Source organism: Marinomonas sp. FW-1, assembly GCF_005222245.1.
In the GTDB taxonomy this organism is placed as follows: domain Bacteria; phylum Pseudomonadota; class Gammaproteobacteria; order Pseudomonadales; family Marinomonadaceae; genus Marinomonas; species Marinomonas alcarazii.
On sequence record NZ_CP025987.1, the window covers coordinates 2,614,391 to 2,634,937 of the forward strand.

18 protein-coding genes are annotated in these 20,547 nt (G+C 45.2%); 6 read left to right on the forward strand and 12 right to left on the reverse strand.

What is annotated here, in order from left to right:
* Window positions 1–13: 13 nt before the first annotated feature.
* The 4 genes from C1X04_RS12145 to C1X04_RS12160 all read left to right on the forward strand — a co-directional run bounded on the left by C1X04_RS12145 (window position 14) and on the right by C1X04_RS12160 (window position 3,072).
* Window positions 14–868 carry an inositol monophosphatase gene (locus C1X04_RS12145; protein WP_137170065.1) on the forward strand — a complete coding sequence of 285 codons (855 nt, stop codon included), beginning with the start codon at window positions 14–16 and terminating at the stop codon, window positions 866–868.
* Window positions 869–900: 32 nt separating this feature from the next.
* The gene (locus tag C1X04_RS12150) at window positions 901–1,536 is read left to right on the forward strand and encodes a dual specificity protein phosphatase (RefSeq protein WP_110573671.1); all 636 of its coding nucleotides are present in this window, start codon (window positions 901–903) and stop codon (window positions 1,534–1,536) included.
* Window positions 1,533–2,549, forward strand: coding sequence for a substrate-binding domain-containing protein (locus C1X04_RS12155; protein ID WP_110573673.1), 1,017 nt, complete (start codon window positions 1,533–1,535; stop codon window positions 2,547–2,549). The genes C1X04_RS12150 and C1X04_RS12155 overlap by 4 nt, the downstream gene beginning before the upstream one ends.
* 109 nt (window positions 2,550–2,658) lie before the next feature.
* Window positions 2,659–3,072 (forward strand): thioesterase family protein, encoded by a 414-nt coding sequence (locus C1X04_RS12160; protein WP_137170066.1) that lies wholly within the window; start codon window positions 2,659–2,661, stop codon window positions 3,070–3,072.
* A gap of 75 nt (window positions 3,073–3,147) precedes the next feature.
* On the opposite strand, the gene iolG is transcribed toward C1X04_RS12160, so the two are convergent.
* The 9 genes from iolG to C1X04_RS12205 form a co-directional block, all read right to left on the reverse strand.
* Complete coding sequence (iolG, locus tag C1X04_RS12165; protein ID WP_137170067.1) at window positions 3,148–4,146, reverse strand: inositol 2-dehydrogenase; 999 nt, start codon at window positions 4,144–4,146, stop codon at window positions 3,148–3,150.
* Window positions 4,147–4,417: 271 nt separating this feature from the next.
* The gene (gene iolB, locus C1X04_RS12170; protein ID WP_137170068.1) at window positions 4,418–5,230 is read right to left on the reverse strand and encodes a 5-deoxy-glucuronate isomerase; all 813 of its coding nucleotides are present in this window, start codon (window positions 5,228–5,230) and stop codon (window positions 4,418–4,420) included.
* 20 nt (window positions 5,231–5,250) lie between these two features.
* On the reverse strand, window positions 5,251–6,771 hold the full coding sequence (locus C1X04_RS12175) for a CoA-acylating methylmalonate-semialdehyde dehydrogenase (RefSeq protein ID WP_137170069.1): 1,521 nt from the start codon (window positions 6,769–6,771) through the stop codon (window positions 5,251–5,253).
* A 51-nt stretch (window positions 6,772–6,822) separates the two neighbouring features.
* Window positions 6,823–7,755, reverse strand: a complete 933-nt coding sequence (gene iolE, locus C1X04_RS12180) for a myo-inosose-2 dehydratase (RefSeq protein ID WP_137170070.1) — start codon at window positions 7,753–7,755, stop codon at window positions 6,823–6,825.
* Window positions 7,756–7,784: 29 nt separating this feature from the next.
* Window positions 7,785–9,647 carry a 3D-(3,5/4)-trihydroxycyclohexane-1,2-dione acylhydrolase (decyclizing) gene (gene iolD / locus C1X04_RS12185; RefSeq protein WP_137170071.1) on the reverse strand — a complete coding sequence of 621 codons (1,863 nt, stop codon included), beginning with the start codon at window positions 9,645–9,647 and terminating at the stop codon, window positions 7,785–7,787.
* Window positions 9,647–11,605 carry a 5-dehydro-2-deoxygluconokinase gene (gene iolC, locus C1X04_RS12190; protein WP_137170072.1) on the reverse strand — a complete coding sequence of 653 codons (1,959 nt, stop codon included), beginning with the start codon at window positions 11,603–11,605 and terminating at the stop codon, window positions 9,647–9,649. Before iolC ends, iolD begins: the two co-directional genes overlap by 1 nt.
* Window positions 11,602–12,768 (reverse strand): Gfo/Idh/MocA family protein, encoded by a 1,167-nt coding sequence (locus C1X04_RS12195; RefSeq protein WP_137170073.1) that lies wholly within the window; start codon window positions 12,766–12,768, stop codon window positions 11,602–11,604. The genes iolC and C1X04_RS12195 overlap by 4 nt, the downstream gene beginning before the upstream one ends.
* 11 nt (window positions 12,769–12,779) lie before the next feature.
* A complete protein-coding gene (locus C1X04_RS12200) occupies window positions 12,780–13,577 on the reverse strand; it encodes an ATP-binding cassette domain-containing protein (protein WP_110573690.1) in 798 nt (265 codons plus the stop codon).
* Window positions 13,578–13,630: 53 nt separating this feature from the next.
* Window positions 13,631–14,788: an ABC transporter permease gene (locus C1X04_RS12205; protein ID WP_254682257.1), complete on the reverse strand. Its 1,158-nt coding sequence runs from the start codon at window positions 14,786–14,788 to the stop codon at window positions 13,631–13,633.
* Window positions 14,789–15,258: 470 nt separating this feature from the next.
* Here C1X04_RS12205 and C1X04_RS12210 point away from each other — a divergent pair, with 470 nt between their 5' ends.
* Window positions 15,259–16,218 carry a sugar ABC transporter substrate-binding protein gene (locus C1X04_RS12210; protein ID WP_175404941.1) on the forward strand — a complete coding sequence of 320 codons (960 nt, stop codon included), beginning with the start codon at window positions 15,259–15,261 and terminating at the stop codon, window positions 16,216–16,218.
* Window positions 16,219–16,349: 131 nt separating this feature from the next.
* On the forward strand, window positions 16,350–17,210 hold the full coding sequence (locus tag C1X04_RS12215) for a MurR/RpiR family transcriptional regulator (RefSeq protein WP_110573692.1): 861 nt from the start codon (window positions 16,350–16,352) through the stop codon (window positions 17,208–17,210).
* On the opposite strand, the gene C1X04_RS12220 is transcribed toward C1X04_RS12215, so the two are convergent.
* The 3 genes from C1X04_RS12220 to katG all read right to left on the reverse strand — a co-directional run bounded on the left by C1X04_RS12220 (window position 17,207) and on the right by katG (window position 20,487).
* Window positions 17,207–17,626, reverse strand: a complete 420-nt coding sequence (locus tag C1X04_RS12220) for a GNAT family acetyltransferase (RefSeq protein ID WP_110573694.1) — start codon at window positions 17,624–17,626, stop codon at window positions 17,207–17,209. The genes C1X04_RS12215 and C1X04_RS12220 overlap by 4 nt on opposite strands.
* A 16-nt stretch (window positions 17,627–17,642) precedes the next feature.
* A complete protein-coding gene (locus C1X04_RS12225) occupies window positions 17,643–18,110 on the reverse strand; it encodes a DUF2127 domain-containing protein (RefSeq protein WP_137170074.1) in 468 nt (155 codons plus the stop codon).
* 178 nt (window positions 18,111–18,288) lie between these two features.
* The gene (gene katG, locus C1X04_RS12230; RefSeq protein ID WP_137170075.1) at window positions 18,289–20,487 is read right to left on the reverse strand and encodes a catalase/peroxidase HPI; all 2,199 of its coding nucleotides are present in this window, start codon (window positions 20,485–20,487) and stop codon (window positions 18,289–18,291) included.
* Window positions 20,488–20,547: the final 60 nt, after the last annotated feature.

Consider the following 20,547-nt stretch of genomic DNA (forward strand, 5'->3'; position numbering starts at 1 on the left):
AAAGGATTCCTCCTTGACCCTCAACAACATCAAAGAAAGCGAATTAGAATACCGCGAGGCCGCCCTGCATGACATTGCTCTTAGCGCAGGCGCATTAGCTCTGGAACGCTATCGTGCTAGAACCCCGGGTGACTTCACCATGAAGGGCCAACAAGACTTTTTGACGGAAGCCGATACGCTAGTGGAAGCACACATTCGCCAGTCCATTTATCGCCTTTTTCCTGAAGATGGGTTACTTGGCGAAGAAACCGGAGGCTCAGTGAGCAATCCGTCTCTCTGGGTCGTTGACCCTATTGATGGCACAGCCAACTTCGCTCGTGGCATAGACCATTTCTGTGTCTCCATAGCTTTTGTTCACAATGGCGAAACCCTGCTTGGGGCGATTTATAACCCTGCGACAAACGAAATGTATTTAGCGCGTAAAGGACACTACGTCAGAAAAAACGGCCAACCACTGCGAGTTTCTAGTATAACGAATACCCATAGCTCCTCCTTTGAATTAGGATGGTCTACACGAGTCCCCCAAGAAACCTACTTGGCAATTGTTTCTTCATTATTGGAAAGTGGCACCAATATTCGTCGTGGCGCATCTGGCGCGTTGGCATTGGCTTGGGTAGCGGAAGGCAGAACTGATGGCTACGCTGAATCACATATGAATGCATGGGACTGCTTAGCCGGTTTACTCATGGTCCGTGAAGCTGGCGGACGCACAGGGCTTTACCCCCAGAACCATGAAGAAATAGCTCAGGGCGGTGAAATTCTCGCTGTGGCACCCGGTGTCTCGGAACAATTTTCCAGTGCCACCATGATAACTCTGGCCCCTGAAACAAATAGACAAAAATCAAATCAGCTTGGCCTGATCGCCTAGTTTGTTGGCCCTAAACAATGAAAGAGACAAGTATGACGACAGAAAAAGTAAAAAAACGCTATCCTCGGCCGCCAATGAGCCTTATTGAAAGCAAGATTCCTGGTTGGGAAGTGGATATCTACATTGGCGGCTCGACAAGTGTGGCTGACGCAGAATTGCTTGAGAAACACAATATAAAAGTGGTGCTTAACTGCGCGATAAACCTAGACATTGACCTAGTAAGTTCGCAAGAGCCTAATCCACCAGAGCACCTACTAAAACATGGTTGGGCGCCGGTTCGCTATTACAAAATTGGCATGATCGATGGCCCAGGAAACCCAGAATCCATGGTCTTGGCAGGTTACCACTTAATGCGCTCAGCACTGGATCAGGTACTGCCTGAAAAAGCCTCTTACAAAGTTCGTGAAAAAGGCAATATCTTGGTGAACTGCCGTGGTGGACGCAGCCGTTCAGTGACTATAGTCGCCTTGTTTTTGCATTTAGAATACCCTGATCGATATCCGACGCTGGACTCTGCTATTGCCCATATTCGCGAAAAACGCGAGCTTCATCCAGATGAATGGTATGAAACCCCAAAACCGGCGCTAATTCATCTAGCAGAACGTGCCGCCAGCATGGAAAAGATGCTACGTGACGCAGGCTTTGGTCAGGACATGAGAAAAGCATGAAAAAAACACAACCGAAAAATATCGCCAGCGCCGCAGAAGTCGCCAAACTCGCTGGCGTTTCTCGGTCTGCTGTTTCTCGCACCTTTACTCCGGGTGCGAGTGTTTCCAAAGACACTCGTGAACGTGTACTGGCCGCTGCTGCGGAGTTAAATTATCACGTTAATCATCTTGCCCGTGGTTTGTCCAACGAGAAAAGCCGCCCCGTGTGTATTCTTGGTGCTAACTTAAACGCCCCTTATCAAGCTAGCTTACTCGATGCTCTCACCCAGCGTTTGCAATTGGCAGGTCGAGCTGTGATGGTAATCAATACATCTGGTGGCGAGGCCAGCGCAGATGCCGCATTACGACAAACATTAAATTATCGCGCTTCGGCAACCATTGTCTTATCTGGCACACCACAAACTACCTTGATCGAAACCTGCGTACAAAGCGGTCAACACGTTATTCTTGTTAACCGTGCAGGCCAGTTTGAAGGAACAGATCACATCAGTATCGACTATCAATCCGCTATGGCCGATGCCCATCACATGCTGTTTCGAGCCGGATGTAATAACCTTGCCGTGGTCTCATCGACTATTCAATCACCAAGCATATTGACGCGGGAAACCCTGTTTATTCAAGCTGCAAACAACGCCGAACAAGCTTGTACTTTGCTTCGAGCTGGGCCTACCAGCTATCAAACAGGTGTCGAAGCTGCTAGACGTTTATTAGCCTCGCGCGACAGACCGGACGGCGTATTTTGCGTTACCGATTTGATCGCTTGTGGTTTTATGGATGTCGCAAGAAATGAATTTGGCTTACGCATTCCAGAAGACATCTGTATAGTCGGATTTGATGATATCGAACAGTCAAGTTGGCTTGGCTACCAGCTTACCACCTTTGCACAACCGCTAACCGCCATGGCCGATGCTATTTCAGAACTACTGGAACATACACCTGACAAAACCCACAAAAAACAGCACCTGACCTTCCATGCGCCACCCGTTTGGAGACACTCAGTTCGACCAAGCTAACCGCATCGCCCCTTTTCTCTGTTAGTAAAGTCGAGCGATTTTGTTATTTGTTTCCCTTTTAAAGCATCGTAACCTTTTCCAATCGAGCTTTTTTTAATAGGGAGTAACCATGCTCAACAAAACACAAATCAAAGTACGCGGCTATCACTTAGACCTTTTTCAGCACGTTAACAATGCACGTTATTTGGAGTTTATAGAAGAAGGACGCTGGGCTTTTTTCGATGAGTTTTTCGAGCGCGACGACTGGATGCAAGAAGATTTTGTTTGGCCTGTTGTTAATATCAATATCAACTTCAAATCTGAAGCCAATTTCGGTGACCTACTCGAAGTACAGACCCACTATACCAAGATTGGTAATCGCAGCATCACCATGAAACAGACCATCGTCAAACTTCCTGCCAATGAAATTGTTGTTGAAGCGGATGTCACTTATGTTTGCTTCTCCAAAGCCGCTAAATCAGCAATCCCTTTTCCCGATGACATCAGACAAAAAGTCGAGCAATCTATTGCTTCTTTAGAATAAATAGACGCTCAACACAGTTCATCTTAAATATTAGAAAGGGCAAGTCTACCCTTTCTAATAGATTTACCTAAACCATTACCAGGTCAGTGTGATTTTCTGCCCTGTTTCCAATGATGTTTGCGCTGCATCAGCAAGCATTTGCGCACGACGTCCATCTTCGAAGCTTGGAGAGACAGGTTTCTTGGCCAATACGTTTTCGATGAAAGAGGTTAGCTGCAGGTTATAGGCATCCACATAACGATCAATAAAGAAATTATAAAGCGGGTCTTTTACTTGCGTTGTGTCTTTGGTGAAGCGCGTTACCGAGGTTGGCGTTTGGTTATTTGAAATCACCATGCCTTCGGAGCCAAATGCTTCCAAACGTTGATCGTAACCGTAAATTGCACGACGAGAGCCATTAATATGTATCAAGCGACCAGATTGGCTTTTCATGATGACCATTACGCTGTCGACATCACCGATTTCAGTGATTTTTTCATCCACCATGGCACTACCAAAGGCTTGCAGCTCCACAATCTCTTCACCTAAGACAAAACGTGCCATATCAAAGTCATGAATGATCATATCGCGAAAAATGCCGCCAGACGATTTCAGATACTCTACTGGCGCCATGCCTGGATCTCGACTGGTAATGATAATCTGCTCTAACTTACCAATACTGCCATCTTGCGCCGCTTTTACCACAGCCGCATGGCTTGGGTCATAACGACGGTTAAAACCAATTTGAATCGGCACGTGGCAATCTTTAATTTGCTCTAAACACGCATTAACCGTAGCCGTATCCAAATCAATGGGCTTTTCACACAAAATCGCTTTACCGGCTTTAGCTGCCTTTATGATCAAGTCCACATGAGTATCCGTACTGGTTGCGATCAAAACCGCATCCACGTCAGGATCAGCCAAGGCCACTTCTACACTATCCGCTACCTGAGCACCGGTTGCTTTTGCTACCGCTTCCGCCGCTGGCGCATAGACATCAAACACATATTTTAAGTTCGATTGAGCAAACGCCTGAATATTTTGGGCGTGCATCTTTCCGATTCGACCAGCACCAAACAAAGCAAAATTAAGCATTTTATTATCCCTTCAATGTTATTTTTACTGCTCTCTAAAACAATATTGGCATCACCGAATACCCCCTCCCAACCTCCCCCTTAGCAGGGGGAGGAGCTTAGCACTTTTGCCTCCTCCCTTATGCCTTTAAAGGGGGCAGAACTTGGTACTAACTTGGTACTTTTGTCCCCTCCCCTTATCTTCAAGGGGAGGGTTAGGGTGGGGTTATTTCTTAAGTTACCAACAATAGTTTCGATAGCAGCTGTTATTTTTATTTAATAATGTGTGTGCTTTAAACTTTCTTGTCACGCTCAATAATCCACTCATGATCCGGATCATTATGAAAAATCCAATTACGACTTGGTCCTGCCATAACGTTCAGGTAGTAGGATTGATAACCATGTGGCACACCTACAGGATGATAGCCTTCTGGCACCATCACGAGATCTCCGTCTTCCACAGCCATAGTTTCATCAATACTTCTGTCATCCGTATAAACTCGCTGAAAAGCAAAGCCTTGTGGCGGATCAATCTTGTGATAATAGGTTTCCTCCAGCTGAGTTTCAGCAGGAGCCGCATCGGTATCATGTTTGTGTGGTGGATAGCTTGACCAGCCTCCGCTAGGCGTAATCACTTCACACACTAATAAGCTATCAGCTGGTTCGTTGCCGAATAAGATATTACACACATGGCGAGTGTTGCTGGTGACGCCCCGCGTTTCGTATTGGCATTGCTCCGGTGTGATCAATTTCGCTTGGAATCCGCCTTTGCCTGGCGCCTTACAAAAAGCCACTTCCACATCGGTTATGGCTTCAATACGAATCTCGTCTTGTGCTGGCGAATACACCGAATAAGGTGCTTTTTGCTCGAACACACTCATACGATCTCCAATGTTTTTCCACGCTTCCTGCTTGGTACTGGCGTTCGCTTTGCCTGATAAAATCACAGCGCATACTTCATCGGTTTCGGTTTGAATCGTAACGGATTCGCCCGCTTTCAGTTGATGGGCTTCAAAGCCAACATACTGCCAATTAGCACTTTCTGGCGTCACTAATTGAGTTTGTGTTTCACCTTCTAGCTGGCGTTTTTTACTTAATAAGGACATGGTCAAAACCTCGACATTGCTTATTTCATGGTTGGCATGGAAAACTCAGCGCCTGCACGCAGACCAGTTGGCCAACGCGCTGTAATGGTTTTCATACGAGTATAAAAACGAACACCGTCTGGACCATGCATATGTAAAGGTCCAAACAAAGAACGCTTCCAACCACCAAAACTATGGAACGCCATTGGCACAGGAATAGGCACGTTTACACCTACCATGCCAACTTGAACTTTCTCGGTAAACTGACGCGCTGTGTCGCCGTCGCGAGTAAAAATCGCTGTGCCATTGCCATATTCATGTTGATTAATGAGCGCCAAACCTTCTTCATACGAATCCACTCGGACTACACACAAAACTGGGCCAAAGATCTCTTCGTCATAAATGCGCATGCCCGCTTTAACCTGATCAAATAAGGTTGGTCCGACAAAATAGCCTTGTTCGTGATTTTTACGGACAAAATCACGGCCATCCACCACCAAAGTTGCGCCCTCTTCAACACCTGAAGTAATGTAATCTCGTACTTTTTGCGCATGTTCTTTGCTGATGAGTGGCCCCATGTGCGGCTCTTCTTCCATGCCAAATTGCTTATACAAACCTGGCCCTACCGCCATGCTTGAAATTTCTGTTTTCAAGCTGGAAATCAGATTATCAGCAACATCATCACCAACACACACCGCAACCGAAATAGCCATACAGCGCTCACCAGCTGAGCCATAAGCGGCCCCCATTAGCGAATTCACTACTTGACTAGGATCAGCATCTGGCATCACCAACATATGATTCTTTGCACCGCCCAGCGCTTGAACACGTTTGCCGTGAGCACTGGCAGTAGCATAAATGTATTCAGCGATTGGGGTAGAACCAACAAAGCTCACCGCTTGAATGCGTTCATCGGTCAGCAAGACATCAACCGACTCTTTATCGCCATTAACGACATTAAACACACCGTCCGGCAAACCGGCTTCTTTTAACAACTCAGCAAGACGCATAATGGTACTTGGGTCTTTTTCAGACGGCTTCATCACGAAGGTATTTCCACAAGCGATGGACACAGGAAACATCCACATTGGCACCATGGCAGGGAAATTAAATGGGCTGATACCCGCACAAACGCCTAGTGGCTGCATCAGGCTATAGCTATCGACACCACGACCAACATTCAAACTGTGCTCACCTTTTTGTAGATGAGGAATACCACATGCAAATTCAACAACTTCCAGACCACGAGTCAACTCACCCATTGCATCCGAATACACCTTGCCGTGTTCGCTAGAAATCAACTCCGCCAGCTCATGACTATGTTGCTCTACTAAAGCTTTGAACTTAAACAACACACGAGCGCGATTTAATGGTGTCACCTGAGACCACGTTTCAAAAGCCGTCTGTGCCGCTGCAATCGCACCTTGCGTTTCTTCAACCGTACTCAAGGAAACCTGTAATGACACTTCACCCGTTGCGGGATTAAAAACGTTTGCTTGTCGTGAGGAAGTACTTTCTACAATTTGGTTATTGATGAAGTTACCCATAACGTTATTAGACATTTTCTTCTCTCTTCTTTGTTTTTTTAAAGTACATGAATGACAAGTGGCAAATTAAAAGTGAAAACCTGCCTTATCTAAATTCGCAGACAAATACTCGTAGCCTTTTGTCGCATAGGTTAATGGATGCGCAATAGCCGGATCTTGCTCTGCTTCCACTACAATCCAGCCGCGATAACCTGCTTCTTTCAGTACTTCAAAAATAGGAAAATAATCAATACTGCCATCTCCCGGCACGGTATAAACCCCCTCTAGAACAGCGTTCAAAAACGCGCTATCGCGATTAAGGTTGTCCTTCAAAACAGCTGGGCGAATGTCTTTACAATGCACATGCACGATACGTCTAGCGTGTTTTTTCGCCATTTCTAAAGCATCACCGCCCGCAAAAGTAATGTGTCCGGTATCCAACAATAAACCCACATTATCACCGGTCATTTGCATAAGCTTATCGACTTCTTCAGCGGTTTCGATCACGGTTCCCATATGATGGTGATAAGCCATTTTTACGCCTTCCGACGCCATATAGTCTGCGACTGCCGTCATACGTTTAGCGTATTCCTGCCATTGACTCTGGGTCATGCGAGGACGTTGTGACAAAGGCACTGACTGGTCCCCATGAACACATCCACTGACTTCAGCAAATACCATGACGTTCGATCCCAACGCTTTCAATAAGTTAAGATGGTCCTGCATGGCCTCAATTTCTTCTTCCACACTACGCTCTAACAAACGAGCACTGTACCAACCGGACACTAAAGATAGATCATGTTTCTTGAGGATAGGCCCAAGCACATCAGCATCACGAGGGAATTTATTGCCTAATTCAATACCGCTAAAGCCAGCTTGACGCGCTTCACTCAAACATACTTCCAAAGGCGTATCAGCCCCCAAAGATGGCAAATCATCATTGGTCCAAGTAAGAGGATTAATGCCAATTCTGATCTTTGATTCCGTTGTCGCATTATTATTTTTATTCGTGCTGTTCATGAGATCACTCCACAATCTGATCTGAAAAATTAATAAGGTTGCTGTTGTTTCGCTATTTTGTATTGACGCTCGGCATCAATCACTTGCTCACGGTTTGACACTTCTGGGACAGCAACATCCCACCAAGCCCCTCCTTCTTGAGTGCTTGAAATTGGGTCCGTATCGATAGCAATCACATAAGTTTTATCACTGGCTTTAGCTCGAACTAACGCTTCTTCTAAATCAGCAAGACAAGAAACTTGCTCGGAGTTCGCTCCTAACGCTTTAGCATGAGCAGCAAAGTCAGTTTTTGGTGCCCCTGCTTCTACTGTATGGCAGTGCTGCAATAAATTATTGAATGACTCGCCACCACATGCTTGTTGCAGACGATTAATACACGCATAACCACGGTTATCTAAAACAACAATGATCAGCTTCAAGCCCAGCATCACCGATGTGGCGATTTCAGAGTTCAGCATCAAATAACTGCCATCCCCCACCATCACAATCACTTCACGATCAGGTGTTGCCATTTTCACACCCAACCCTCCCGCTAGCTCGTAACCCATGCAGGAAAAACCATATTCCACGTGATAACCAAGGTCTGAAGATGTACGCCACAATTTGTGCAATTCGCCAGGCAAACCACCCGCTGCTTGCACTAAAGTGCTGTTGGCGCTTGCTGTGCGATTAATCACACCAATCACATTCGCATCGGTTGGCAAATAATCATGATCGCTCGCTTGTTTTGGCAAGGCGGTCACTTGCTCCACTGCCGCGAGCCAATCAAGATTCAAGGCTTTCACCTTATCACTCCAAGTCGCTGGCGTTTGATAATCTTCAACCTCGGCCAATAACTCTTGCAACGTGACTTTTGCATCGCCAATTAAAGGCACGGAATTGTGCTTTTCTGCATCAAAAGAAGTGACATTGATGCTTAATAAAATGTGATCTGGGTTGGCAAACAAGGTACGCGATGCCGAAGTAAAATCTTGCAGACGCGTACCAATCGCGATGATTAAGTCTGCTTCTTGCGCAGCAGCATTCGCCGCACTAGAACCCGTTACACCTACCGCTCCTAGATTCAATTCGTGATCCCAAGGCAAAGCCCCTTTACCTGCTTGCGTTTCACAAGCGGGAATATGACATCGCTCAATCAAGGCCGTTACTTCTTCGAGTGCCAAGCTGTAATGCACACCACCACCAATTAAAACTAGTGGTTTTTTCGCCTGTTTAATCGCAGCAACTGCCTCAGCCAACTGATCAACATCAGCACGATTTCGACGAAGTTTATGAACTTTTTTCGCAAAGAAACTAACAGGGTAATCAAACGCCATGGTCTGCACATCTTGCGGCAATGCCAAGGTGGCAGGCCCACAAGTAGTGGGATCTAACATGGTATTGATCGCCACAGGCAAGCTAGTAATCAACTGTTCTGGTCGATTGATCCGATCAAAATAACGCGACACGGGACGAAAACAATCGTTTACAGACATGGTAGGATCATTAAAATGCTCGACCTGTTGTAATACCGGATCAGGCGTTCTCGTGGCAAAGACATCCCCCGGTAAAAACAGCACAGGTAAACGATTCGCCATCGCCATGCCAGCAGCCGTCACCATGTTAAGAGCACCAGGACCGATAGAAGAAGTACAGGCCATAATACGTTGGCGACGATGTTGCTTAGCGTAGGCACTAGCCGCTAGGGCCATGCCTTGTTCATTATGAGCTCGAAAGGTCGTAAACTCGTCTTTGACTTGAGCCAAAGCTTCACCAATTCCTGCCACGTTGCCGTGACCAAAAATTGCCCAGGCTCCACCAAACAAAGGCACTTCCACACCATCCACCACATTGAATTGCGCCTGCAAATGTTTGACCAAAGCTTGCGCCATTGTTAGACGTATTGTGTCCATTATGCCTCCTTCCTTTTCATCATCTGGCTGTCGTTTCGCTGCTGCCACAATGCACTCATTTCTAAATAGTTTTGCGTTACACGCTCAACAAGCATCGCATCATCAATGTCTTTTCTTAACCAAGCTTTAACCGGTTCAGAAAATAATGTTCGGCCAATAGCAAAACCCTTACAAATGTCTTGTCCTGCAGCCGCTTCGAAGCCTGCTTTTAATACATCTACTGGCGCGTCCAAGCCTAACAACACGACACCGCGACAATACGGCGCTCTGGCCTTGATTAAGTCACTAATATTTTGCCAAGCCGCTTTACTCGGAGAAGGTAATTTCCACCAATCAGGGAATATGCCCAAGTTATAGAAACGTTCGATTGACCGTGACAAAGTATCGTCTTTTACCTCGGACCCCACAGGCGGAATGATTTCCACTAGTAACTCATGGCCCGTTGTGCAGCAAGCGCGATACAGATCCATAACCTTTTGCTCCTGCTCATTACGCAAACTGACTTCATCATCTGGATGATAAAACACCAAGCATTTCACAATATGATTGGCCGGCCATGTTGCAATCGCTTGTCCGACGTTATTGCCTAATTCGAAACGCAATGGGCGGCTACTTGGTAACTCCACTGGTCGAGCGATCCAAAAATCTTTACCAGTGATATCATTTAAAACATCTTGGGCAAAGGTACCATCCGCCAAGATTCCCGTACCACCAACCTTGCCTTCTAAAGCTGAAGATCCTTGATAAGCTGCTTGTAGAATCAATTGCTTTGCTTTCGAGATTTGCGACAAAGGCGCGCCCGCTTCACGACACATATCGACAAATTGGCGTCGGTGATCGAAAGCCAAAATACACATGTCTTGCCATGCTTTTGTAGGGTCTTCACGCAACATGCGCTGAGTGGTGACCCGATGCAAATAGTTCAACACGGGATCAAGGTCGGGTCTTGGAATGTCATTGCGATTAGCCAAGTAATAATCCAGCTCTTCAAGACTAGGCATGGCAGGCGAACATCCATGGCGAGAAACCACAATCGCACCACACGCATTGGCGTAGTCACAGGCTTTTTCCGTCGCTTCACCCGGAATCCAGCCACGCAAATAACCACTCATAAAAGCATCGCCAGCACCCAGTACGTTCAGAACATCCACAGTGACACCGTAACGAGTGATACCTTCGTCTAACGTATCAGGTATCTCGCCTTTAAAAACAGAACACCCCAAGGCACCACGTTTCACAACAAACTCTGCAGTTGAAACCTTACGAATACGCTTTAAACATTCAATGGTATCTTCACAGCCACCAGCAATGTGAAACTCCTCTTCAGTTCCAACCACCAAATCGCACAAAGGCATAATAGACAGCAAATGCTGGGTAACAGAGTCGTTTGATACAAAACGATTTTCGCCTTCACCTTTCCCCGTCAACCCCCACAACACAGGTCGATAATCGATATCGACCACCACTTTTGTATTATTGGCTTTGGCGTACTTGATCGCTGTCCTAGCCGCTTGATCTGTACCTTTGGTAGAAAAATGCGTACCAGTAATTAATAAGGCTTTTGCTGAAGCAATATAGGCTTCGTTAAAGTCGCTTTCACTGATCGCCATGTCCGCGCAGTTTTCACGATAAAAGATTAATGGAAAGGTGTCTTTATCTTTAATACCAAGCAACACCAAACCGGTTAAGCGTTCTTTGTCAGTCACCACATGAGAAACATCCACACCCGCTCGCGCAAGCTCTTGACGCACAAATCGCCCCATGTGCTCGTCACCGACACGGGTTAGCATGGCCGACTTCAACCCCATTCGAGAAGTACCAAAGGCGATATTACAAGACGAACCACCAAGGTATTTTTTAAAACTGCTCACGTCTTCTAATGGCGCACCAATCTGTTCCGAATATAGGTCAACCGCGGCACGCCCTAAGCAAATAACATCCAATTTTTTATTATTCATTTTTGATCTCCATCGTATTGCTCTACCTCGACCCAAGCTTTTTTATCAACGGATTCCACCACGCTGTCGAGAATGATATTAACCTGGGTCGCAGCACGAAAATCTGGCCATAAAGGCGCATCGTTAACAATACCTTGAAACAAGTCTCGAATTTCAACGGCTTTCATATCGTTGAAGCCCAAACCATGGCCTGCAGACACGCAAAAAGCTTGATAATCCGGATGCTCCGGTCCCACTAAAATACGTTTAAATCCTTGAGTCTGAGGATTACCTTCAGCAATGTACAAAGACAATTCAGACAAGGTTTCTTGGTCAAAAATTAAACTTCCTTTGGTGCCTGTAATTTCGAATGACAAACCATTTTTTCGACCCCATGCGATACGTGATGCTTCTAATGTACCTTGGGCACCATTGGCAAAACGCACCATCATATGCGCTTGGTCGTCGTTTTCGACTTCGCCAACACCGGGTTTCGAATCATCGAGCGTTGGAGCCAATGGACGCTGTTGATGCACGATTTTTAAATCGGCACACAATGACGTGATCGGAGCGACGAGATGAGTGGCCAATTGCACAAGATGTGAGGCTAAATCATTCAGCGCTCCAGTTCCCGCAAATTGCTTTTGTAAACGCCAGCTAAAGGGCAAATTGGCGTCAGCAAGATAATCTTCGTTGAACACACCTCGAAAATGCACTACCTCGCCGATATCTCCACGAGCAATTAATTGCTTAGCAAATTGCACTGTTGGATTCTTAATATAATTAAAGCCAACCAGTGTTTTCACACCGGCTTTTTGAGCCGCTTCGGTCATTTCTTTGGCATCCGCAGCATTAAGTGCGAGAGGCTTTTCACTGTAAACATGCTTGCCAGCAGAGATAGCAGCCAAGGCAATTTCTTTATGCAGAAAGTTCGGCGCGCAGATATCGACCACATCAATGTCAACATCGTTAATTAAGGCCTTCCAATCCCCTGTTGAGCGGTTAAAACCTAACTCCAAAGCCTTCGCTTTAGCTAATTCAGCCGTGGCATCGGCTAACATTTCGCAGTGCAATTGACTGTGGGGAATGGCAAAAGCCGCCATTGCATTTCGATAAGCAATCGCATGAGCTTTGCCCATGTACCCTGAACCCACCAAACCAACACGCATTTGTTTTTTTGTCATGATGTCGTCCCTTATGCGGTGGCATCCAAACGGCTAAATTCTTCCAGCTCCGCCGTAAGTTCATCCAACTCTTGGCCGCCTGCCATCATTTCCAGTACGTCTTCGCGGCTCACTTCAGATTTCATAAAGGAACCTAGGCTCTGCCCACGATTCAATAATGTAAAACGATCGGCAATGGGATAAGCATGATGAACGTTGTGAGTAATCAAAATCACCGCTAAGCCTCGGGCTTTGGCTTTCGCGACAACTTTCAAAACATTGGCAGATTGCTTCACACCAAGGGCCGCAGTGGGTTCATCTAGGATCAAAACCTTGGCACCAAAGTGAATCGCACGAGCAATCGCTAAACACTGCCTTTCCCCCCCTGACATAGTGCCAATCGCTTGGGAAGGGTCACGGACATTAATGCCCATTTCGGCCATGCCTTTTTGAGCAATTTGATTAGCGGTTTCAATATCAAAACGCTTAAAAATCCCGCGCCCTTTGGTGATTTCTCGCCCCATAAAAAAGTTACGTGTCACACTCATTAAAGGCACTAATGCAAGATCTTGATAAACGGTCGCAATACCTGAATCAAGGGCTTCTACTGGTGATTCGAACACCACTGGTTTGCCTTCAAACAAATACTCACCATCGCTTGGTGCGTGAACACCTGCTAGAGTTTTGATCAAGGTGGATTTACCTGCGCCGTTATCACCTAGCAAACAGTGAACTTCACCCAGTTTCACCTTCATGTCGATGTCTTTGATGGCAATAACTGAACCGAAGTAGCGGCTCACTTTTTTTAATTCAATAATAAATTCGCTCATTTTGTTCTCCTAAATTCTGATTCTAAAAAGTCAACTCGAGTACGGGCTCGCCGCTAATGTCGGGCCTCTGTTACCTTTTTACGAATGTAGTTATTGAACAAAACCGCGATTAACAACATGGCTCCCAAAAACACGCGGAACCAATCTGAATCGATACCGGTGAAGAAGATGCCCATTTGTACGACACCAAAGATCAAGGCGCCAAAACACGCACCAATGACTGAACCATAACCACCGGTCAGTAACGCACCACCGATGACCACAGCAATAATGGCTTCGAACTCTTTTAAAACACCGCGGTCAGCGGATGCGGAACCAAATTCAAACACCTGACAAGCCGCGTAAACCGTTGCGGTGAATGCCGTAAACATGAACAAAGAGATTTTGACCTTATCAACTGGCACGCCAACGTTTCGCGCCGCTTTGTCATCGCCACCCGTCGCAAAAATCCAGTTACCGTATTTCGTACGCAATAGAACCCAACTTGCAACGACGGCTAGGAATACACACCAGACAATCACCATTGGAATACCTTCAACCACTGGAGTGCCATCATCGTAAGAACTAATCAAGCCAATATTGGCGAACCAGGCAAACAGGCTTTTACCAATGACACCGCCAAACACCGCGGCGAGCCAATCTCCATCGGCGTATTTGTCGATACCGCCCACGATGGTGCGATTAGTGAATAGAATAGAAAGCGCGATGGTCAAACCACGCAACATGAAAAGGAATGCAAGACTCACAATAAAAGAAGGCAAACCAGTCTTAACAACTATGTAGCCATTCAGAAAACCAATTAGCATGGCACCAGCAAAAGCAAAAAGAATCGCTCCCCAGATTGGCCACCCCCAATAAACAGCCGGAATCGTCATCATCATGCCAGCAAAACCAATCATCGAACCAATCGACAAATCAAACTCACCCGCAATCATTAATAAACAAGCGCTAATAGCTATCAGGCCTAATTGCGCAGAAACTGTTGTCCAATTCATAATGCCATCTGAGGCAAACATACCGGAGTCTCCGTCGGTGACGAAAAAGAAAACAAATACCAATATTGCACCAGAAATCGCCCCAAATTCAGGCCGATGCAACAACCGCTTCCACGTGGGAACCTTGCGAACTCGTTCATCTCCAGCTGATTTTTCTTCTCTTGATTTATCTTCTGCCATTTTAGATAAATCAACCGATTGAGTTTGATCAGTCATAGCGTCACACCTTACTTTTTATAGTTATTTTTTTGTGATTTCTAAACATGTTTAGCGAGCAGCTTACTTGCCTAACAACTCGTTACGTCTCTTACTTCTCGTACAAATTGCTCTTTAGTAGCGTACTCAGTAACACGATAGAGCTTAATGTCTTTTCATTTCAACAATGGAACCATAATAGAATATTTATTTCATTCTATTCAATAGACAAAATAAAAATTTACATTAAATACAAAATAAATTGCCCAAAAAACATCAGAAAGTCTTTATAAAATGAAAATAAAACCATAAAAAACAATTAACTATCTAAAAACATTCATTGTAGAATAAAAAATTTCGAAATATTGCAATTATGAAACATTCATTCTAAAATCATTCCAATTCTGCTCAAAAATAGATCAGAGTTAGAATTTGCTAAATCCAAAAATAAGTAATAACAAAAATAATTAAACGAAACGGAGATAGTCGTAATGAAGAAATTCCTGAAGAAAGGTACAGCCATACTCGTCGCTGGCGCTGCGACTCTAGGCGTTATGTCCATGCCCACAGCGGCTCACGCTGAAGGTGAACGTTATGTGTTCATTTCCCATGCACCTGATTCTGATTCTTGGTGGAACGTGATCAAGAATGCAGTGAAGCAAGCCGCTTCCGACATGAATGTCACCGTTGAATACCGTAACCCGCCAACCGGCGATTTAGCCGATATGGCAAGAATCGTCGAACAAGCCGTTGCGACTAACCCTGATGGTATTGTGCTTTCTATTGCAGATTTCGATACCTTGGAAGGACCTCTAGAAAAGGCCTCTAAAAAAGGCATTCCTTTCATTACCATGAACTCCGGTACACTGGAACAATCTAAGGCATTAGGCGCGTTGCTCCATGTAGGGCAACCTGAGTTTGCCGCTGGATTCGGGGCAGGCCAACGCGCGAAAAAGCAAGGAGTGAAATCCTTCTTATGTGTTAACCACTACATTACCAACCCTGCGTCTGTTGAGCGCTGCATGGGCTTTGCTAAAGGCTTAGGCGTTGAGCTTGGTAACCAGATGATTGACGCTGGATCCGATCCAACCAACGTGGAAACCAAAGTATCAGCTTACCTCCGTAAGAACCCAAATACCGAAGCAATCCTTACCTTAGGGCCAACATCAGCTCACCCGACATTGCGAGCACTAGAAAAAAATCGCAATATCAAAAACATTTACTTCGGAACGTTTGATTTAAGCGGGCAAATTTCGGCAGCGATCAAAGATGGTAAAATTAACTTTGCTATTGACCAACAGCCGTACTTACAAGGTTACTTACCTATCAGCTTCTTAACGCTTTACACTCGTTACGGTTTGATTCCGAGTAACGATGTAAACTCAGGTCCTGGCTTCATTACCAAAGACAACATAGAACTCGTTGAAAAATATGCTGGGGAATTCCGTTAATATAATTTATTGACAAAAGCTGGGGTCGTGAACGACCTCAGCATCGCCTCTCGGCAAGTATTTATCATAAAAAATCGCTATAATGCGAATCATTGAATACATAGTTAGATCACAATTTTAGGAGCCACTGTTTGGGCGCACCAACTTCTCTTGACCAATTACAGCAAGCCATTAGTCGGAACTACGATGATTTAAGCAAACGCTTACAACAAGTAGCACGCTTTTTACTAGAGCACCCCAATACTGTCGCTTTAGAAACGGTGGCAAGTCTCGCAGAACAATGTGATGTGCCTCCTTCGACCCTCGTTCGTTTTGCAGCGGCTTTTGAATACAATGGCTTTAGTGAGATGCAAAACCTTTTTAGACAAGCTCTCGTTGAACAAACATCCAGCTATAGTGAGCGAGTTAAATTGAGCAAAAGCACTGTCAGCACCACGATTGATGCTTCTCACATTCTAGAAGAGTTCAGCAGCAGCAATGCGTTTTCCATGAACCACATGAACCACCACTTCTCACAAGAAATGCTCAATAAAGCGGTCGACCTACTTGAAAACGCTCAAAATATTTATCTCATAGGTTTACGCCGTGCATTCCCAATTTCAAGCTACTTTGCTTACAGCTTAAGACACTTAAATAAAACGACCCACCTTATTGATGGCGGTGGCGGAATGCTCATTGAGCAAGCTAGCAATATTCGAGAAAACGACGTAATCATTGCGACGGCATTTAGCCCTTACGCCAAAGAAACCGTTAATGTCAGCGAATACGCTTTTAAAGCTGGCGCTCAAGTGATCGCCATTACTGACAGCAAAATCAGTCCATTAGCCGCCCTTTCAGACGTTTGTTTTGATGTAAAAGAAGCAGAAGTATTGGGATTTCGTTCCCTCACTTCCTCTATGACATTGGCGCAAACCTTACTCGTCGCTTTGGCGTATAGACTAAACAGCGATGGCAAAATGGGAGACACCAAACCAATTGAGTGGCAACATTAATTGTCGTTTTCGAAGCGCTTTCCTAAGCTGACAACTTGGTCATTGCCGTAACCAATCGCGTTGTAAAATGCGATGACGGTTTGATTCGTATTACGCACTTGCAAATTAATTTTAGGACAACCTTTGGCTAAGATTAACCCTTCAACTGCTTTCATAATGGTTTGTCCATAGCCTTTTCTTTGATGATCTGGACTAACGGCCAAATAATTAATCCAGCCACGATGACCTTCATAACCTCCCATTACTGTAGCAACCACTTCATTGCCGACGACACCTACGAGAAACAAATCGGCATCTACCTTCAACTTGCGATCAATATCTTTATTAGGATCGTTCTGAGGAGCCACTAAACCACATTGATTCCATAGAGCAATCACTACTTTTCTGTCTTGTTCTTCATATGGGCGAATATTCATAACATTCAAAGACCTTCTATTTAGTCATGATCGATAATGCCTTCTCACCTCGCTTTAGGACCCAATACAAGTAAGCCACAACGATTAAATTAAACAACAATATCGCAAAGTTAACATGGCTAGGGTTTTGGTAGATAGCATGTAATTCAAAAGGCAGATAGAGTGAGCCGCTAACGAAAGCGAACCATTCCGTCCATCTCAGCTTATGCCATAACCCATAGGCAATAACAAAACGAAAACAGGAATACATAAGGGCTACGGTGATCACTAACACTTGATCTTGCTGAGTCAATTTTTCGATAAAGTTTAAGGATAAATTCACATAGTAATTGTTTGGTGATATGGGCCAGTTTTGCATTAGCTGGGCCGCAAGATGATGAAGGTCCTGCTTAGCGATAACATTGACACTTAGCGCTAAACATAGAGCCAGCAGACCTTTTACGCCATCGACCACCGCAATTGCTTTTAAGCCTTCAAACTTCATAAAAACGTCTCTCGAAAATAATCAGAGTACTAGAATTGAATGACAAAAAAGTGATTACTTTATGTATTTTGCTTAAGCTCAATAACAGACAAGTCTCTTTGCAATAAAAAAACCCCGCAATCCTGTTGTCAAGAAGCGGGGGTGGGTGTTGGTAACACCAATAAATGAAACTAAGAGATTAAGCTAGATCGAAACGATCCAACTCCATTACTTTGGTCCATGCTGCAATAAAGTCTTTCACAAAACGTTCTTGTGAATCAGAGCAAGCATACACCTCGGCAATAGCACGAAGCTGAGAGTTAGAACCAAACACAAGATCCGCACGTGTTGCAGTCCATAGTATCTTACCAGTTGTACGGTCACGGCCTTGGAACTCTTGCTCTTCTTCAGAAGTAGCAAACCATTTGGTTCCCATATCCAACAAATTCACAAAGAAATCATTGCTTAGAACTTCTGGTTGCTTCGTCAACACACCATGCTGGGATTGACCAGTATTGGCATTCAAGACACGTAGACCACCTAACAGAACTGTCATCTCTGGCGCTGAAAGCGTTAACAATTGCGCTCTATCTACCAGCATTTCTTCGGCAGATACCGTGTACTTGCCTTTCAAGTAATTACGGAAACCATCCGCAACAGGCTCAAGGAAAGCAAAAGAATCCACATCAGTTTGTTCTTGAGACGCATCTGCTCGGCCTGCTGTAAATGGTACAGTCACATTATGACCCGCTGCTTTTGCCGCTTGCTCAACCCCAACCGAACCACCTAAAACAATTAAATCAGCAATAGACACTTGTTTAGTTGAATTTTGGCTATTGAACTGTGCTTGAATTCCTTCTAATACAGACAAGACTTTAGCAAGCTCTTCCGGCTGGTTTACAGCCCAATCTTTTTGCGGTGCTAAACGAATACGAGCACCATTGGCACCGCCACGCATATCTGAACCACGGTAAGTCGATGCAGACGCCCAAGCCGTTGATACCAATTGAGCAACGCTCAAGCCTGATGCTTGGATTTTTGCTTTCAGATCAGCAATATCCTGATCGTTAACACTTTCGTAAGTCACCGCCGGAATCGGATCCTGCCAGACTAACTCTTCTTGTGGTACTAAAGGCCCAAGGTAACGAGACACAGGCCCCATATCACGATGAGTCAATTTGTACCAAGCTCGTGCAAAGGCATCAGCTAGCTGATCAGGGTTCTCATAAAAGCGTTTCGAAATTGGCGCGTAAATTGGATCATCACGTAATGCCAAATCCGATGTAAACATCACGGGCGCATGGCGTTTAGAGGAATCATGAGCATCTGGAACAGAGTTCGCTGCCGCACCGTCTTTTGGTGTCCACTGCCAAGCGCCAGCAGGGCTCTTAGTTAATTCCCAATCGTATTCAAACAAGTTTTCAAAGTAACCGTTGTCCCAAGCAATTGGGCTCTTCGTCCAAGCCCCTTCAAGACCACTTGAAATCGTATCGGCACCTTTACCTGTACCCATAGAATTATTCCAACCAAAACCTTGCTCCGCGATACCTGCAGCTTCTGGGTCAGCACCCACTTGAGCGGCATCACCTGCACCGTGTGCTTTACCAAAAGTATGACCACCAGCGATCAAAGCAACTGTTTCTTCATCGTTCATCGCCATACGACCAAAAGTGTCACGAATATCACGAGCTGAAGCTAATGTATCAGGCTTACCATCTGGACCTTCTGGGTTAACATAAATTAGACCCATTTGTACGGCAGCCAATGGATTTTCTAGCTCTCGGTCGCCAGTATAACGCTCGTCATCCAACCAAGTTTTTTCTGTTCCCCAGTAAATGTCTTCTTCTGGTTGCCATACGTCAACGCGACCACCAGCAAAACCGAAGGTTTTAAAACCCATGGATTCTAAAGCACAGTTACCTGCTAATATCATCAAATCTGCCCAAGAAATCTTACGGCCGTATTTCTGTTTAATAGGCCAAAGTAAGCGGCGTGCTTTATCTAAGTTAACGTTATCTGGCCAGCTATTTAAGGGGGCAAAACGTTGAGTGCCTGACGTCGCTCCGCCACGGCCATCTGCAGTACGATATGTACCCGCGCTGTGCCAAGCCATACGAATGAAAAATGGACCATAATGTCCGTAATCTGCAGGCCACCAGTCTTGGGAGTCTGTCATCAGGGCATACAAATCTTGGCGCAAGGCTTCAAGGTCTAAACTATTAAATTCTTTGGCATAATCGAAATCTTCGCCCATTGGGTTAGATTTCGGGGAATGCTGATGCAAAATATTCAAATTTAGCTGATTCGGCCACCAGTCTTTATTGGATGTACCACGGCCGGATGACTGATTTGCGCCTGCGGCACCATGATTAAAAGGACACTTACCTTCATTAGACATAACGCTCTCTCCTGCTTGCTGCTTAGAACATTTTATTTTTCAATAACGCTTGATTGACTA